The 16677-nt window shown below is 69.6% G+C and carries 13 protein-coding genes; 3 read left to right on the top strand and 10 right to left on the bottom strand.

The window, feature by feature from the left end; genetic code table 11:
• Window positions 1-533 precede the first annotated feature (533 nt).
• Window positions 534-1541: a stage II sporulation protein M gene (locus KCH48_RS21625; RefSeq protein ID WP_210576324.1), complete on the bottom strand. Its 1008-nt coding sequence runs from the start codon at window positions 1539-1541 to the stop codon at window positions 534-536.
• 128 nt (window positions 1542-1669) lie between these two features.
• On the opposite strand from KCH48_RS21625, the gene KCH48_RS21630 reads away from it, so the two are divergent.
• On the top strand, window positions 1670-2620 hold the full coding sequence (locus KCH48_RS21630; protein WP_210576325.1) for an RDD family protein: 951 nt from the start codon (window positions 1670-1672) through the stop codon (window positions 2618-2620).
• 35 nt (window positions 2621-2655) lie between these two features.
• Here KCH48_RS21630 and KCH48_RS21635 read toward each other — a convergent pair whose 3' ends face one another.
• Window positions 2656-3270, bottom strand: a complete 615-nt coding sequence (locus KCH48_RS21635) for a hypothetical protein (protein ID WP_210576326.1) — start codon at window positions 3268-3270, stop codon at window positions 2656-2658.
• A 218-nt stretch (window positions 3271-3488) separates the two neighbouring features.
• Window positions 3489-4946: an adenosylhomocysteinase gene (ahcY, locus tag KCH48_RS21640; protein ID WP_210576327.1), complete on the bottom strand. Its 1458-nt coding sequence runs from the start codon at window positions 4944-4946 to the stop codon at window positions 3489-3491.
• 490 nt (window positions 4947-5436) lie between these two features.
• Between ahcY and KCH48_RS21645 the strand changes: the two genes are divergently transcribed.
• The gene (locus KCH48_RS21645; RefSeq protein WP_210576328.1) at window positions 5437-7587 is read left to right on the top strand and encodes a fructose-specific PTS transporter subunit EIIC; all 2151 of its coding nucleotides are present in this window, start codon (window positions 5437-5439) and stop codon (window positions 7585-7587) included.
• A 147-nt stretch (window positions 7588-7734) separates the two neighbouring features.
• Here the strand turns inward: KCH48_RS21645 and KCH48_RS21650 are convergent, their stop codons facing one another.
• The 7 genes from KCH48_RS21650 to KCH48_RS21680 all read right to left on the bottom strand — a co-directional run bounded on the left by KCH48_RS21650 (window position 7735) and on the right by KCH48_RS21680 (window position 15940).
• Window positions 7735-8715 carry a cation diffusion facilitator family transporter gene (locus tag KCH48_RS21650; protein ID WP_210576329.1) on the bottom strand — a complete coding sequence of 327 codons (981 nt, stop codon included), beginning with the start codon at window positions 8713-8715 and terminating at the stop codon, window positions 7735-7737.
• A 117-nt stretch (window positions 8716-8832) separates the two neighbouring features.
• A complete protein-coding gene (manA, locus tag KCH48_RS21655; protein WP_210576330.1) occupies window positions 8833-9984 on the bottom strand; it encodes a mannose-6-phosphate isomerase, class I in 1152 nt (383 codons plus the stop codon).
• Window positions 9985-10137: 153 nt separating this feature from the next.
• Window positions 10138-11268, bottom strand: a complete 1131-nt coding sequence (locus KCH48_RS21660) for an SIS domain-containing protein (protein WP_210576331.1) — start codon at window positions 11266-11268, stop codon at window positions 10138-10140.
• A 27-nt stretch (window positions 11269-11295) separates the two neighbouring features.
• Entirely contained in the window at window positions 11296-11466 is a 171-nt protein-coding gene (locus KCH48_RS21665; protein ID WP_210576332.1) for a Trm112 family protein, read from the bottom strand.
• Window positions 11467-12228: 762 nt separating this feature from the next.
• On the bottom strand, window positions 12229-13596 hold the full coding sequence (locus KCH48_RS21670; RefSeq protein ID WP_210576333.1) for a phosphomannomutase/phosphoglucomutase: 1368 nt from the start codon (window positions 13594-13596) through the stop codon (window positions 12229-12231).
• Between the two features lie 101 nt (window positions 13597-13697).
• Window positions 13698-15314: an L-lactate permease gene (locus KCH48_RS21675; RefSeq protein ID WP_210576334.1), complete on the bottom strand. Its 1617-nt coding sequence runs from the start codon at window positions 15312-15314 to the stop codon at window positions 13698-13700.
• Between the two features lie 203 nt (window positions 15315-15517).
• Window positions 15518-15940 carry a DUF3499 domain-containing protein gene (locus tag KCH48_RS21680; protein WP_210576335.1) on the bottom strand — a complete coding sequence of 141 codons (423 nt, stop codon included), beginning with the start codon at window positions 15938-15940 and terminating at the stop codon, window positions 15518-15520.
• A gap of 284 nt (window positions 15941-16224) precedes the next feature.
• Between KCH48_RS21680 and KCH48_RS21685 the strand changes: the two genes are divergently transcribed.
• A complete protein-coding gene (locus KCH48_RS21685) occupies window positions 16225-16674 on the top strand; it encodes a metallopeptidase family protein (protein ID WP_210576559.1) in 450 nt (149 codons plus the stop codon).
• Window positions 16675-16677 lie beyond the last annotated feature (3 nt).

The following is a 16677-nucleotide window of genomic DNA, read 5'->3' on the forward strand; positions in this document are numbered from 1 at the left end:
AACCGTTCACAACGTCCTCGCTGTGTATTTCTTCAAAGGAACCACGACCACCAGAACCATGTTCCGGCGGACGGGGTATCAACATATCTGGCGTTGATTTTTGGCACGCTGTTGAGTTCTCAAGGAACGGACGCTTCCTTCGTACTCACCCGAGACACTCTCTCGCGGCTTTCCTCCGGGCGCTTCCCTTCGGTGTTTCCAACCTTACCAGATCGCTTTTCCGTTCCGTTTCCGGTCGGAATTCGTTTCCGGTGGCCGTTGGAGTGGCCTTGCCTATTTGATTGCCTTCCGGCTCTCTTTCGGCGGGTCCGACTTTATCAGAAGTTTTTGACTGGCCTGACAGGCCACTCAGTCCTGAATAATCGGGGGCTTCTCGGGAAGTGAGATCACAAGAAGCCGACAGATGCTCACTGTCGCCCCGGGCAAACCCTGCCCTCTAGGCAACTGTTTGAATCTACCTCCCCACGCCCTCCGTGTCAACTGCTCTTGTGGGGCGATGGAGAGACTAGCAGCTCAGCAGACATGTCCGCACATCAGGCAGCCGTCGGAACCACGGCACTGCGCTCAGCGGCCTCGACGTCGCCCGTCTCCCCGGTGCGGGCGGCGCGACCGCCCAGGACGTAGACGTAGGCAAGGAAGACGAGCTCAGCGAGGACCCCGATGCTTATTCGTGCCCATGTAGGCAGGCCCGATGGGGTCACGAAGCCTTCGATGGCGCCGGAGATGAAGAGGACCAGGGCGAGGCCGATGGCCATGCCCACGGCGGCTCGGCCCTCTTCCGCGAGGGCCGTGCGTCGGCTGCGTGGGCCGGGGTCGATGACGGTCCAGCCGAGGCGCAGGCCGGTGCCGGCGGCTACGAAGACCGCGGTCAGCTCGAGCAGACCGTGCGGCAGGACGAGACCGAGGAACGTGTCGAGCCGGCCGGCTGAGGACATCAGGCCGAAGCCGACGCCGAGGTTGAGCATGTTCTGGAAGAGGATCCACAGGACCGGGAGGCCCAGGAAGACCCCGAGGATCAGGCACAGGGCGGCCGCCCAGGCGTTGTTCGTCCACACTTGGGCGGCGAAGGAGGCCGCGGGGTGGCTCGAGTAGTAGGCCTCGTACTGGCCTCCGGGGCGGGTGAGCTCGCGCAGCTCATCGGGGGCCGCTATGGAGGACTGCACTTCTGGGTGAGTGCCTATCCACCAGCCCAGCAGTGCCGCGACAAGGGTCGACAGAAGCGCGGTGGGTATCCACCAGTGGCGCGACTTGTAGACCGCGGCGGGGAATCCGTGCGTGAGGAAGCGGGTGACGTCGCGCCAGGAGGCGCGTCGGGTTCCCGTCACGGCGCTACGCGCGCGTGCCACGAGTTGACTGAGCCGACCGGTCAATTGCGGGTCGGGGGCGCTGGACTGGATCAGGGAGAGATGGGTGGCGGTGCGCTGGTAGAGGGCAACGAGTTCGTCGGCCTCGGCACCGGTGAGGCTGCGCTGGCGCCGGAGCAGGGCGTCGAGGCGGTCCCATTCGGCTCGGTGGGCGGTGACGAAGACGTCGAGGTCCATCGGTTTGCCTGCTCCTGGGCTGTTCGTCGGCGGCTCGTCGTGGTGTCAGCTTGTCGTACTGCGACGCGATGCGCCCTCAGCTTGGCAGACTGGCCGTTCTCAGGGCAGGTCAGGGGAAGGACAGCGGCGTGAGTGAGCTTGTGACGGGTGAGGCGGTGGCGCTGGAGTTGCGCCCCGCGAGGCTGCCCAGCAGGGCGCTGGCCGTCCTGCTCGATCTGGTGGTGGCCATGATCGTCTACCTGGTCGTGACCATCGGTCTGGTGGTCTCCACGGCCTCATTGGACGAGGCGGCGCAGGTCGCCCTGTCGATCGCGACATTCGTACTGGTGCTGGTGGGCGGACCGATCGCGGTCGAGACGCTGAGCCATGGGCGGTCGCTCGGCAAGATGGCGTGCGGGCTGCGTGTGGTGCGGGACGACGGCGGGCCGATCCGGTTCCGGCATGCGCTGGTACGGGGTGGAATCGGCGTGATCGAGATTCTGATGACATTCGGCGTGATCGCCTGCATCGCCTCTCTCGTGTCGGCGCGCGGGCGGCGGCTCGGGGACGTGTTCGCAGGGACTCTGGTCGTGAGGGAACGGGTGCCTGTGGCCCGTACGGCCTTCGTTCCTCCGCCGCCGCCCTGGCTGGCTGGGCGGTTCGCCGAGCTGGATCTGTCGGCGGTACCGGATGGTTTGTGGCTTGCCATCCGCCAGTATCTGACGCGGATGCAGCAGCTGGATCCGCAGGTCGGCTGGGCCATGGCGGAACGGCTCGCCACCGACCTCGCGGCCCGTACGGGGAGCCCGGCGCCGCAGGGCGTTCCGCCGGCCGCGTATTTGGCGGCGGTGGTGCAGGAACGCCAGGCACGGGATGCGAGGCGCGCCTTCGCGGGCGGTTCGGTGGTGGGCGGTCAGGCTGTGGGTGCTCCCGCTGCCGGTGGCGGGCCTGCGGCCGGTGTGCCGGGGGCGTTTGTGCCTCCGCCGGTTCCGTCCGCGGTCCCTGCTCCTCAGCCCGAGGCTCCGGTCAGTGGCCGGCGCGAGGCTGCCGAGGTGTCGCCCGCCGACCGTCCCGCCACTGGGTTCGTACCGCCTGCCTAGCCTGGCCCCTCGACCGCCCAGCGTGAACGCGGCGCTCAGTCGAACGCGGATGGCGGCGAGTCAAGGTCCTCCAACTCCATGCCCGGTGCGGCGAGCACGACGTCGCCGGCGATGTGCACGGCGTGCTGTTCGCCCGTGTCCAGGGCTGTGACCTGGTATTCGTCCACGGTCAGAGGGCCGTTGTCAGTGGCGTGTGCTTCTCTTTTCAGCAAGGCCCAGGACTGGTCCACGGTGCGCGGGGCGAGGACGGGGTCGGTGAAGGCGACGAGGCGTACGCGGGTTGCTGAGCTGGAAGGGGTGAGGCGCAGGAGACGAGTCGTGGCGATGAGGAATGCGGGAGAAGTGCCGGTGAAGGCGTGGGCGCGGACGTTGCCTTCCGTGGCATGAGCCCCAGTGGGGTCCGTACGGACCCAGGTGACGCCGTCGAGCGCGGCGCCGCGGACCTGCCAGCCCGCGGCGTGGAGTTCGAGGCGGATGGGGCGGCCGAGTTCGTCGAGGGTGAGGTCGACGGAGCCGCTGTGGTCACCCGCGGGGGTGGTCCGTTGGGAGACATAGCGCCAGCCGGAGGGGCCGGGGGCGCAGTGGAAGTGCTCGTCTGCGAGGGGGGTGTGATCGTGCGGATCGTGGAGCGAATAACGGCCGCGGGGCATGGGGGTCCTGGGTCTTGACGGGCTGGTCCGGCCGCAACGGCCAACGGGGCAGGCCCCCGGCACGGGGGTGCGGGGGCCTGCCTCGGAGGACCTGCTGGTGAGAGCGCGTCAGCGCACCGGCGCGCTCTCACAGGCTGCGGTCGGTACTCAGCGGTACTCAGTGCCTGAGCCGACGGCTCCCAACAGCAGCCGACGGCTCAACAGCGGCAGCCGAGGGCTCAGTAGCGGTAGTGGTCCGGCTTGTACGGCCCCTCGACCTCGACGCCGATGTACGCGGCCTGCTCGGGGCGCAGCGTGGTCAGCTTGACGCCGAGCGCTTCCAGGTGGAGGCGGGCGACCTTCTCGTCGAGGTGCTTGGGCAGCACGTACACGTCGGTCGGGTACGCGTCGGGCTTGGTGAACAGCTCGATCTGGGCCAGGGTCTGGTCCGCGAAGGAGTTGGACATCACGAACGACGGGTGTCCGGTGGCGTTGCCCAGGTTCAGCAGGCGGCCCTCGGAGAGGACGATGAGCACCTTGCCGTCGGGGAACGTCCAGGTGTGAACCTGCGGCTTGACCTCGTCCTTGACGATGCCGGGGATCTTGGCGAGGCCGGCCATGTCGATCTCGTTGTCGAAGTGGCCGATGTTGCCCACGATCGCCTGGTGCTTCATCTTGGCCATGTCCGAGGCCATGATGATGTCCTTGTTGCCGGTCGTGGTGATGAAGATGTCGGCCGTCTCGACGACCTCGTCGAGGGTCGTGACCTGGTAGCCGTCCATCGCCGCCTGCAGCGCGCAGATCGGGTCGATCTCGGTGATGATCACGCGGGCGCCCTGGCCGCGCAGGGACTCCGCGCAGCCCTTGCCCACGTCGCCGTAGCCGAAGACCACGGCGGTCTTGCCGCCGATGAGGACGTCGGTGGCGCGGTTGATGCCGTCGATCAGGGAGTGGCGGCAGCCGTACTTGTTGTCGAACTTCGACTTGGTGACGGCGTCGTTGACGTTGATCGCCGGGAACAGGAGGGTGCCGTCGCGGTGCATCTCGTACAGGCGGTGGACGCCGGTCGTGGTCTCCTCGGTCACGCCGCGGATCTCCGAGGCGAGCTGGGTCCACTTCTGCGAGCCGTCCGAGATGGTGCGGTGCAGGAGCTCGAGGATGACGCGGTGCTCGTCGTTCTCGGCGGTGTCGACCGACGGGACCTTGCCGGCCTTCTCGTACTCGACGCCCTTGTGGACGAGGAGGGTGGCGTCGCCACCGTCGTCCAGGATCATGTTCGGGCCGCCGGTGGGGGTGTTCGGCCAGGTCAGCGCCTGCTCCGTGCACCACCAGTACTCCTCCAGGGTCTCGCCCTTCCAGGCGAAGACCGGGATGCCCTGGGGGTTGTCGGGCGTGCCGTTCGGGCCGACGGCGACGGCGGCGGCCGCGTGGTCCTGGGTGGAGAAGATGTTGCAGGACACCCAGCGGACCTCGGCGCCCAGGGCGACCAGGGTCTCGATCAGGACCGCGGTCTGCACGGTCATGTGCAGCGAGCCCATGATTCGGGCGCCGGCCAGCGGCTGAGTGGCGGCGAACTCCCTGCGGATCGCCATCAGGCCGGGCATCTCGTGCTCGGCGAGGGTGATCTCCTTGCGGCCGAACTCGGCCAGGGAGAGGTCGGCGACCTTGAAGTCCTGTCGGTTTTCGACAGTCGTCATACGAGCTGCTCCTCGGAGGTTGGGGCGAGGTGGATACGGCTGATCTGCGCGGCGGCGGACACAGGGGTGCCCGAAGAGGACACAGGTATGCCCGCGTACACGCAGCGCAGTCCGTCGGAGGCCCTCTCTCCCTCGGTCGGTCCGCGGTGGGACCGCCCGACCGCCATCAGCAGCGACGTCTGGCTCCGTCCCAAGCTACACCGGCAGAGCGGGCCGTCCCCAGTCCACCTCCGAATAGATCAGGCCGATCACGGCCCCGGGGAGGGCCCACCCGCTGCCTGGCCTGTCGAGCGGCGGGCGGTTGTGACAGCGATAACAGGACACCCGCAATCGGATGGACAGGCGTCGACAGACCAGGACTTTCAGGGACTCTTGCCTCTTTGAGCTGGGAGAGAGGTGTTGCAGGATGCGAGGAGATCGGGACATCTGATCGATCCTGCGGGACGTCCGGGACGGCGTTCTCGCGTGACAAAGGCGTTAGGAGATCGACGTGACCAGTCCGGCCGGCCCTCCCCCCACGGGCAACGGCGGTGGCGAGCGCAAGAGGTTGAAGTTGCTCGCGGTGACCGCGTGCCCGACCGGCATCGCCCATACGTACATGGCAGCGGAGAAGCTCGCGCAGGCCGCCGCGAGCCGAGGCATCGACATGAAGGTGGAGACGCAGGGATCCATCGGGGCCGAAAACGTCCTGGATGACAACGATGTCACATCCGCTGACGGCATCATCATCGCCGCGGACAAGGATGTGGACCTGAGCCGATTCGCAGGCAAGCGGATCCTGACCGTCGGGGTCGCGGAGGGCATTCGCCACCCCGAGCAGCTGATCGAGCGGGTGCGGTCGGCGCCCGTACACATGGAGGGTGGCTCCCCCACGGCCGCCCGCGCCACCGGCGGCAAGGAACGCGGCATTACGTACAAGGCGCTGATGAACGGGGTCAGTTACATGATTCCGTTCGTGGTCGTCGGCGGGCTGCTGATCGCGGTCTCGCTCGCGATCGGCGGGAACACCACGCCGGACGGCCTGGTCATCCCGGAGGACTCCTTCTGGATGGACGTGAACAACATCGGCGTCATCGGCTTCACGCTGATGGTGCCGATCCTGTCCGGCTATATCGCCTATGCGATAGGCGACCGGCCCGCGCTGGTGCCGGGCATGATCGGTGGCTGGATCGCGAACACCGGTGAGTTGTACGACTCGAAGGCGGGCGCCGGGTTCATCGGGGCGATCGTGACGGGGTTCCTGGCCGGGTATCTGGTCCTGTGGATCAAGAAGGTCAAGGTCCCGAAGTTCGTGCAGCCGATCATGCCGATCATCGTGATCCCGATCGTGGCGACCTCGGCGCTCGGGCTGTTCTTCATCTACGTCATCGGCAAGCCGATCTCCTGGGTCTTCGAGCATCTGACCAGCTGGCTCAGCGGGATGACGGGCACGAGCGCGATTCTGCTCGGGGCGATTCTCGGTCTCATGATCGCGTTCGACATGGGTGGGCCGGTCAACAAGACGGCGTTCCTGTTCGGCGCCGGGCTCATCGCGACCGGCAATCAGACGGTCATGGGCATGTGTGCCGCCGCGATCCCGGTCATGCCGCTGGGGCAGGGCCTCGCCACGCTGATCCGTAAGCGCCTCTACACCGAGCAGGAACGGGAGACGGGTCTGGCCTCGCTGTTCATGGGCTGTTTCGGCATCTCCGAGGGCGCGATCCCGTTCGCGGCGGCGCGGCCGGCGCAGGTCATCCCGGCCAATATGCTCGGCGGCGCCGTCGCCGGTGCGATCGCCGGGCTCGCCGGCGTCGAGGACGCGGTGCCGCACGGTGGGCCCATCGTGGCCGTGCTGGGCGCGGTGAGCGGCGTGCCGATGTTCTTCGTGGCCGTTGCGATCGGCTCTGTCGTCACCGCGCTGACGACGGTCGCCCTCGTCGACATCACCGAGCGGAGGCGGGGCACGCCGGTCGGCGGTGTGGGCCTGAGCGGGCCCGAGCCCTCGCTGGTCGGGGCGGGCGTGGGAGCGCGGGCCGCCACGAGCGCCGTAGGAGCGCAGGGCACCGTAGGAGCGCAGGGCGCCGTAGGAGCGCAGGGCGCCGTAGCGACGAAGGGCGCCGCCGGAGCCGTACCGTCGGAATCTGCGGAGCCGGACTCTGCCATGGACACCGCGAGCCCGAGCTCCACCGCCGAATCAGCCACCCCCGAAGCCCTCTCCGGTCACCTCACCGCGCAGACCGTGAAGGTTCGGCTCGAGGCCTCCGACAAGGAGGCGGCGATCCGCGAGATGGCGGGCCTGCTGGCGCGGACGGGCAAGGTGGCGGACGTCGACGAGTTGGTGGCGACGGCGTTGCGGCGTGAGGCGCAGGGCACCACGGGGCTCGGTGAGGAGATCGCGATACCGCATGCCAAGACGGACGCGGTGACCGCGCCGGTCGTCGGGTTCGCGCGGTCCGCCGAGGGTGTCGAATGGGGCTCGATGGACGGTACGAAGGCGAGGCTGGTGTTCATGATCGCCGTACCGGAAGCCGCCGCGGGTGACGAGCATCTGCGGATACTGGCGCTGTTGTCGCGGAAGTTGATGGACACCGGGTTCCGGGAGCGGCTCATGGCGGCGCCGGACGACGCGGCGGTGCTCGGCGTACTGAGCGAGATCCAGTAGCCGGTAGCCGACACAGCAGCCGATGGGGCCCGCCGGAACGCTCGGCGGGCCCCATCGTCGTAAGCACATCATCGTCGTGAGCACATCGTCGTAGCACACGGTCTTCAGCACATCGTCGCGCTGATAACGCGGTCGTACGGCGTCGTATCAGTGCTCGGCGGGGTCGGGTGCCGGGCCTCCCGGCGTTGCCTCGCGGTCGGCGCCCTTTGCGGCCTCGGTCTCGCTGTAGATGTCGGGCTCGAGGTAGATCACGCGGGCGATCGGGACGGCGTCGCGGATGCGGGACTCGGCGGCGTCGATGGCGGAGGCGATCTCGGTGGCCGTGTCGTCGTGCTGGACGGCGATCTTGGCGGCGACGAGCAGCTCCTCGGGGCCGAGGTGGAGCGTGCGCATGTGGATGATGCGGGTGACGGTGTCGCCGTCGACGATCGCGGCCTCGATCTTCTGGACGTCTTCGAGGCCGGCGGCCTCGCCGAGCAGCAGCGACTTGGTCTCGACGGCCAGCACGATGGCGATCAGGATGAGGAGCACGCCGATGCAGAGCGTGCCGATGCCGTCCCAGACGCCGTCGCCGGTGGCCAGCGCCAGGCTGACGCCGCCGAGGGCGAGGATCAGACCGACCAGTGCGCCGAGGTCCTCGAGGAGGACGACGGGCAGCTCGGGCGCCTTGGCGTGACGGACGAACTCCGACCAGGACTTCTTCCCGCGCAGGAGGTTGGACTCCTTGATGGCCGTCCGGAAGGAGAAGGTCTCGGCGATGATCGCGAACACGAGGACGCCGATCGGCCAGTACCAGTGCTCGATCTCGTGCGGGTGCTTGATCTTCTCGTAGCCCTCGTAGAGGGCGAACATGCCGCCGACCGAGAACAGGATGATCGAGACGAGGAAGGCGTAGATGTAACGCTCGCGGCCGTACCCGAAGGGGTGCTGGGGGGTCGCCTCGCGCTGGGCCCTCTTGCCGCCGACGAGGAGCAGGCCCTGGTTACCGGAGTCGGCGAGGGAGTGCACCGACTCGGCGAGCATCGACGACGAGCCGCTGAAGAGGAACGCCACGAATTTCGCTACCGCGATCGCGAGGTTGGCGACGAGTGCCGCCACGATCGCCTTGGTGCCGCCTGACGCGCTCATGTATTCGCGTTGTCCCTTCGTACGTACGCCGTCCAGACCCTTTGCCCGGTCTTTGCCAGTGGGCCATTGTTGCAGCCCGCTCCGACAACGGTGCGCGAGCCCGCAACTCCTTGACGTTCAGGCGATGACGGTGGCCCGGAAGAGCGTTCCAGAACCGGATACTTCGGCTTTTTCGCCGGCCGGGACGAAGACCGACCGACCGGGGTTCAGTTCGTGCTCGCCGGCCCGTACGGAACCGGCCGTGCAGAGGAGGATCTGCGGGGTCTCGCGGGTGAGGTCGTGGGCGGCGCCGCCCTCGGGGAGGACGTACCGGGAGAGCCGGAACTCGTCGATCGGGGTCTCGTAGACCTCCTCGCCGTCCGGGGACGCCTCCGGGCGCAGCACGCCGGGGTCGCTGGGCTCGAAGCGGACGATGCGCAGGAGTTCGGGGACGTCGACGTGCTTGGGGGTCAGGCCGCAGCGCAGAACGTTGTCGGAGTTGGCCATGATCTCGACGCCGAGGCCGTTGAGGTAGGCGTGCGGGATGCCGGCGCCGAGGTAGAGGGCCTCGCCGGGCTGCAGGCGGACGTGGTTGAGGAGCATCGCGGCGATGACGCCGGGGTCGCCCGGGTAGTGGTGGGCGATGTCCGCGTAGGGGGCGTACTCGCCGCCGAGGCGGGCGCAGGCCGCGGCGGCCGCGGTGACGGTGTGGGCCATCTCCTCGCGGTCGGCGCTCAGAACGGCCGTCAGGACCTCGCGCAGCGCCGCTTCCTCGGGGTGGGCGCGCAGCAGGTCGACGTACGGCTTGAGGGAGTCGACGCCGAGGCCGGCGAGCAGGTCGGCGGCCTGGGCCGGGTCGCGGAAGCCGCACAGGCCGTCGAACTCGGTGAGCGCGCAGATGAGTTCGGGCTTGTGGTTGGCGTCCTTGTAGTTGCGGTGCGGGGCGTCCACGGGGATGCCCCGGCGCTCCTCGTCCTCGTAACCCTCCTTCGCCTGCTCCAGGTTGGGGTGCACCTGGAGGGAGAGGGGGGCGCCGGCGGCGAGGATCTTGAGCAGGAAGGGCAGGCCGGGGCCGAACTTGGCCACGGCCGCGGCGCCGAGTTCGCGTTCCGGGTTGTCGGCGATGACCTCGACGAGCGTGCCGCGGTCGGTGCGCGAGGGTGCGCCCGGGTGGGCTCCCATCCACATCTCCGCCTGCGGTTCACCGGTCGGCTCGACGCCGAGCAGCTGCGGGATCGCGGTGGTGGAACCCCAGGCGTAGGGGCGGATGGTGTTGTCGAGGCGGTCCATTCGGCTCTCTGTCTGCTCTCTCTGCGTTCGACGCGTTCAATGCGCTCGATGTGCTCAATGCGTTCGATGCGTTCGATGCGTTCGACTCTGGTTCGCCGTGCGTGCGGCTTTCGTCTTGTCGCGTGTACGGCGGTCAGGGGGTCCTGGGTCAGATCAGGCCCTCGAAGCGAGCGCCAGGTAAACGGCGGCGAAATCGGTGATGGCGATCAGTTCGGCGAGGGTCTCCAGTTCGCCACCGGGTTCCGGCTCCAGTTCGCTGATCGGCGTGTCGTGGCTGAGGGCCAGGTCACGGGCTGCGGGCGCGGCGGTGAGGCCCTCGATCGGGCGGTCGCGGAGCAGCACCACGCGCGCGTGCATCGCGGGTGGCTCCTCGACGCGGTCGCGGAAGAAGTCGTCGGGGTCGGCGCTGGCGGCGAGCGGGCCTGCGAGCAGGGCGCTGTGCGCGGCGAGTGCCTCGGGGAGTTCGGCGACGACGGCCGGTGTGCCGGAGAGTTCGGCGAGGGCCGCGGCGAACCTGCGGCCGGCCGGTCCTGCAGAGGTGCCCTCGGTCCAGACCAGCGGGAGGGCGTCGGCGAGTTCGGCCGCGAGGGTCTTGGCGGGGTTGCTGTACGTCGCGATGGCCGGCCCGCAGCGTTCGGCGATGTGATCGAGTCGGTCGGCGACCTTCTCGATGGCGTCCGGCGGAGCGGTGAGCAGGCCGGTGCGGTCGAGGAGGGCGAGCAGCGGGGTCAGCAGCGCCCACAGGACGCCGGGCGCGGACGCGGCGGCGAGGGATTCGTCCTGCTCGTACGGGGCGGTCGCGAGCGGTACGAAGAGGCCGTGGGCGCCGTCCACCGCCTCGGCGAGCGGGGTGCTGGGCGGGGCTACGGCGGCGACCGTGCAGCCGCGGCGGTAGGCCTGGTCGGCGAGGAGGGAGAGGCCGGGTTCGGTGCCGTCCGGGGTGGCGATGAGCAGGAGGTCCACCGAGCCGGCCCAGCCGGGGAGTTCCCAGCGCAGGGCGCCTGCGGCGGGGGCGACGCCGGAGGGGGCGAGGCGGGTCACCGGGCTGCCTGCGCCTGCGAGGGTGCCGAGGAGGTCGGCTACGCAGATGGCGGCGGCGCCGGGGCCCGCGATGAGGACGGCGCGGGGGCGGCCGTCCGGTTTGAGGTCGTGGACGCCGGATTCGGCGGCGTGCCGGGCCGCGGTGCGGACTCGGGCGCCGGCCTCTGCGGCGCCGCGGAGCAGGCCGCGTTGGTCGGCCTCCGAGAGGGCCTCGGGGGCGTCGAGCAGCGATTCGTCGAGCATGGGCGGCAGACTCCGATCGCCGGGTGGTTACGCGGGGTGGCGAGCCTCGTCGACGAGGAGGACGGGGATGCCGTCGCGGACGGGGTATGCCAGGCCGCAGTCCTGGCCTGTGCAGATCAGCTCCGTGTCCTGCTCCTTGAGGGGGGCGTGGCAGGCCGGGCAGGCGAGGATCTCCAGGAGGCCGGATTCGAGCGGCATGGGGGGTCCCTTCGGGGGCGGGGGCTACGGCTGTGTGGGTGGATGTGCCTGGTCAGGGTACCGCTGGAGGGGGTGGGTGTGAGGGTTGGACGGGGTGGGGGTTGGACGGGGTGGGGGTTCGGGGTGAGCGGCGTTGGTGTGACCGTTGGCGGGTTTCGCCCCCGCCGCCCCTACCCGTCCCATCCTGAAGGGGCTCCGCCCCTTCGACCCCGCCAGGAGGCTCCGCCCCCTCAACCCCCCGCGGGGCTCCGCCCCTGCACCCCACCGGGGCTCCGCCCCTGGACCCCGGCCCGGCTTCGCCCCCCTGGACCCCACCGGGGCTGCGCCCCCGCACCCCACCGGGGCTCCGCCCCTGGACCCCGGCCGGGCTTCGTCCCCCTGGGCCCCACCGGGGCTCCGCCCCTGGACCCCGGCGGGGCTGCGCCCCTGGAACCCCGCAGAGGTGCGCCGTTGGACCCCACCGGGGCTCCGCCCCTAGACCCCGGCGGGGCTGCGCCCCTGGAACCCGTCGGCCTGCGGCCTCGTCCTGAAACGTCGGACGGGCTGGGGGTGGCTGTGACGGTCTCGTCGTGCGCCGACGGGAGTGGGTGTGGCTGAGACCGTCTCGTCCTCGCGCGCGGGGCGGACTGGGTGTCGCTGACACAGTCTGGTCCTCCTACGCCGACCTACGCCGAAGGGCTGAGTTGTGCCGACCAGCGTCCGAGAAGCGAGCGGCTCCAGATGGCGTCGACCCGTACCGAGAGCCGTCCCCCGGCGTCAGGGTCAGCCCCTGATGATCTCCAACACCTCGTCCCGGACCTTCGTCATCGTTGCCTCGTCGCGGGCCTCTGCGTTCAGGCGGAGGAGTGGTTCCGTGTTGGAGGGGCGGACGTTGAACCACCAGTCGGCGGCGGTGATCGTGAGGCCGTCGAGGTGGTCGAGGGTTACGCCTTCGCGGTCCTCGTAGGCGGAGCGGATCGCGGCGAGGCGGGCGGTTTGGTCGTCGACGGTGGAGTTGATCTCGCCGGAGCCGACGTAGCGGTCGTATTGGGCGACGAGGGCGGAGAGGGTGCCGTCCTGGCCGCCAAGGGCGGCCAGGACGTGGAGGGCGGCGAGCATGCCCGTGTCGGCGTTCCAGAAGTCGGCGAAGTAGTAGTGCGCGGAGTGCTCGCCGCCGAAGATCGCGCCGGACTTGGCCATTTCGGCCTTGATGAAGGAGTGGCCCACGCGGGTGCGGACGGGCGTGCCGCCGTTCTCCTTGACGACCTCCGGGACCGACCAGGAGGTGATCAGGTTGTGGATGATCGTGCCCTTGCCGCCGTGCTTGGCCAGCTCGCGGGAGGCGACGAGGGCGGTGATGGCGGAGGGGGAGACCGGGTCGCCGTGCTCGTCGACGACGAAGCAGCGGTCGGCGTCGCCGTCGAAGGCGATGCCGAGGTCGGCGGACTCGTCACGGACGCGCTTCTGGAGGTCGACGATGTTCGCCGGGTCCAGCGGGTTCGCCTCGTGGTTGGGGAATGTGCCGTCCAGCTCGAAGTACATCGGCACCAGGGTCAGGGGCAAGCCGGCGAAGACCGTGGGCACGGTGTGGCCGCCCATGCCGTTGCCCGCGTCGACGACGACCTTCAGCGGGCGGATGGAGGTCAGGTCGACAAGGGAGCGGAGGTGAGCCGCGTAGTCCTCCAACGTGTCCCGCTGCGTGATCGTCCCCGTCGTGGCCGTCGGTTCCGGGCCGGCGCCGGAGTCCATCCAGCCCTCGACCAGCGCGCGGATCTCGCCGAGGCCGGTGTCCTGGCCGACGGGGGCCGCGCCCGCCCGGCACATCTTGATGCCGTTGTACTGGGCCGGGTTGTGCGAGGCCGTGAACATGGCGCCCGGCAGGTCGAACGCGCCGGACGCGTAGTACAGCTGGTCGGTCGAGCACAGGCCGATCTCGGTCACGTCGGCACCGCGCGCCGCCGCCCCGCGCGCGAAGGCGTGCGACAGCCCCGGCGACGAGGGCCGCATGTCGTGCCCGGTCACGATCGCGCTCGCCCCGGTCACCTGGACGAAGGCGGCCCCGAACAGCTCGGCCAGCGATTCGTCCCATTGGTCCGGGACCACCCCGCGTACGTCGTACGCCTTCACGAGCTGCGACAGATCAGCAGACACGGCCAACCCTCCTGAAAGTCCTATCGGTCACCACAAGCTACCCGTACCCGCTGACAATGCGCTGTGCGGAGGCCAGGTGGACTCCCAGCCGTAACCTGAGGTCAGGGGAGCATCCAGTCCAGCACCGGTGAACTCTGACCGACCACGATCAGGCACATCACCATCAGCAGCCCCACACTCCAGGGCAGCACCTTGCGCAGTATGTCCCCTTCGCGGCCCGCGAGTCCGACGGCCGCGCAGGCGATGGTGAGGTTCTGCGGCGAGATCATCTTGCCGAGGACACCGCCCGAACTGTTGGCGGCGGCCAGGAGTTCGGGCGACAGGCCGGACTCGCGGGCGGCGGTCACCTGCAGCGCCCCGAAGAGCGCGTTGGCCGAGGTGTCCGAGCCGGAGACGGCCACGCCGAACCAGCCGAGGACCGGGGACAGGAAGGCCAGCCCCGCGCCGGCGGCCGCCACGAAGTGCCCGATGGTGGCAGCCTGTCCGGAGAGGTTCATGACGTAGGCGAGCGCCAGCACGGACGTCACGGTCAGGATCGCGAACCGCAGTTCGTGCACAGTGGCCGCCCACTCCTTGACCGCCACGCGCGCGTGCACCCCGAGAACGACCGCGCTGCACACACCGGCCAGCAGCACGAGTGTCCCGCCGGTGGAGACGATCGGCCAGGTGAAGACGTTGCCGCCGACCGGCTCGCCGTCCGGTCCCGCGACGTTCAGGAAGGGCCAGTCGTACGTCTGTGTCGCCTCGGCCAGCCAGTCCTTGACCGCCGGGATCTGGGCGACGGAGAAGATGGCGACGATCAGCGCGTAGGGGGCGTAGGCACGGACGACTTCGGGCCGCGGATCCTCCACGTCCAAGTCCTCGCTGCGCACCCCGGTCAGCACGGAGGTGCGTACGGACTCGGCGGCGGGCACGCGCGCGTGCGGTACGGCGACCAGGGCTCCCGCGCCGAGCAAGGCGGCGCCGATGTCGGCGAGTTGTGCGGAGACGTAGTTGGAGGCGACGAACTGGCCGACTGCGAAGGCGATTCCGCACACCAGGGCGGGCACCCAGGTCTCCCGAAGCCCGCGCCGTCCGTCCACCAGGAACACCAGCACGAGCGGCACGACGAGCGCCAGCAGCGGCGTCTGACGCCCCACCACGGAAGCCACCGAGTCCAGCGGCAGACCGGTGACTTGAGCGAGTGTCACGACCGGTGTGCCCATCGCGCCGAAGGCCACGGGTGCGGTGTTGGCGACCAGCGCGACGACGGCCGCGCGCACCGGCTCGAAGCCGAGCGCGACGAGCATGACCGAGCAGATGGCGACGGGCGCGCCGAACCCGGCGAGCGCCTCCAGCAGGGCACCGAAGCAGAAGGCCACGACCAGCGCCTGGATGCGCGGATCGTCGGAGAGCCGCCCGAACGACCGCCGCAGGATGTCGAAATGGCGGGTGCGGACGGTCATCCGGTATACCCACAGGGCGTTGACAACGATCCAGAGGATGGGGAAGAGCCCGAAGACGGCTCCCTGGGCCGCGCTGGAGACCGTCTGGTCCAGCGGCATGCCGTACGCGAGCCAGGCGACCAGCGCGGCCGCCACGAGGCCCGTGAGGCCGGCCAGATGCGCCTTCATCCGGACGCCGCCGAGCAGGACGAGGACGATCACAAGGGGCAGGGCCGCCACGAGGGCGGACAGACCGAGCGAGTCGGCGACGGGTTCCAGTTCCTGGACATACACGGGCGCCTCCCGGATTCCGCTATGCGAAAGCGATTTCTCACGGGCTTCCGGAATGGTCGTGTCCGCAACAACTTCGCGTCAATGGGCGTGCGTCACTCAGCGAAACGCACAGGGAACATCCACGGAACAGGCACAGGGAACGTCCACGGGACACGCACAGAGAATGCGGCCGAATCCGGTCGGCGTCAGCTGTCGGAGAACCGTCAGCTGTCGGGAGAACGCAGCACCCGCAGATGCCCCCGCCGGGCGACCTCCATCGGGTCGGCCCCGCGACCGCCGCCGCCAGCCTGCGCGGCACGCTCCTGCGGCCGGGCCGCCTCGCGCACGGCGTTGGCAAGCGCTTCCAGATCGTCGCCGCTGGGCCGCGCCGGGGCCGAGCCGTCCAGGAGTCGTACGACCTCCCAGCCGCGGGGTGCGGTGAGGCGCTCGGAGTGCTCGGCGCACAGGTCGTAACAGTGGGGTTCGGCGTAGGTGGCGAGCGGGCCGAGGACCGCGGTCGAGTCGGCGTAGACGTACGTCAGCGTCGCAACGGCGGGTCGGCCGCAAGCGGTTCGCGAACAGCGACGTACAGGGCTCACGACGTTGGACGGTACCGCACTCTTGAGCGGGCCGCGACGACTCTCCACCAGGTCACTCCACCGTGTCGTGTTGTGAAACGCCCCACACGCCCCTCTGAACACACCCTTCTGACCTGCATAGATACCGCTTTCTGATCAACGGCGGGATTCCACCTCCGGTCACCACTCGACACAAACCCCATCAATTGCCTTGAGATCGCCGGTCTCGGAGAGATACGGAATCGAGCCCAACCTTGGCTGGAATGGTCAACTTCCGGCATGCCGTGCGGGGTGGCCGGGCGCCGCGTGGGCGCGGAGCACCCGGCTCGGGCGGGGACTACGCTTCACCAGTGATGGACAACCCCGTACCGCCCCCCGCCGCCGGCTCCGGCCCCCGCCGTCGTGATCGTCACGGCCGGGGCATGCGCGGCCCGATCGCGCCGCCGCAGGTGCCGCTGGCGGCGAGCCGTGCCGAGGCGTTCGCCGACCTGGTGCAGGACTCCGTGGAGCGTCTCGAACGACGGTGGCCGCAGCTCGCCGACATCGATTTCCTGGTGCTCGAGGTGCCGCGCCTCGACGGCCCCGGGCGGGCCTGGAACGATGAGGCGGTCCCGCTGGGCGGCACGATCCCCGCGCGCGACGGGCGGCACGCGCGGGTGATCATCTACCGGCGACCGGTGGAGATCCGCACGAAGGGGCGCGACGAGCGGGCCGCGCTGGTCCACGAGATCGTCGTCGAACAGGTCGCCGAGCTGCTCGGGCTGACCCCGGAGACGGTCGACCCGCGGTACGGCGAGGACTGAACC

Source organism: Streptomyces sp. GESEQ-4, from assembly GCF_017948455.1.
Lineage (GTDB): Bacteria > Actinomycetota > Actinomycetes > Streptomycetales > Streptomycetaceae > Streptomyces.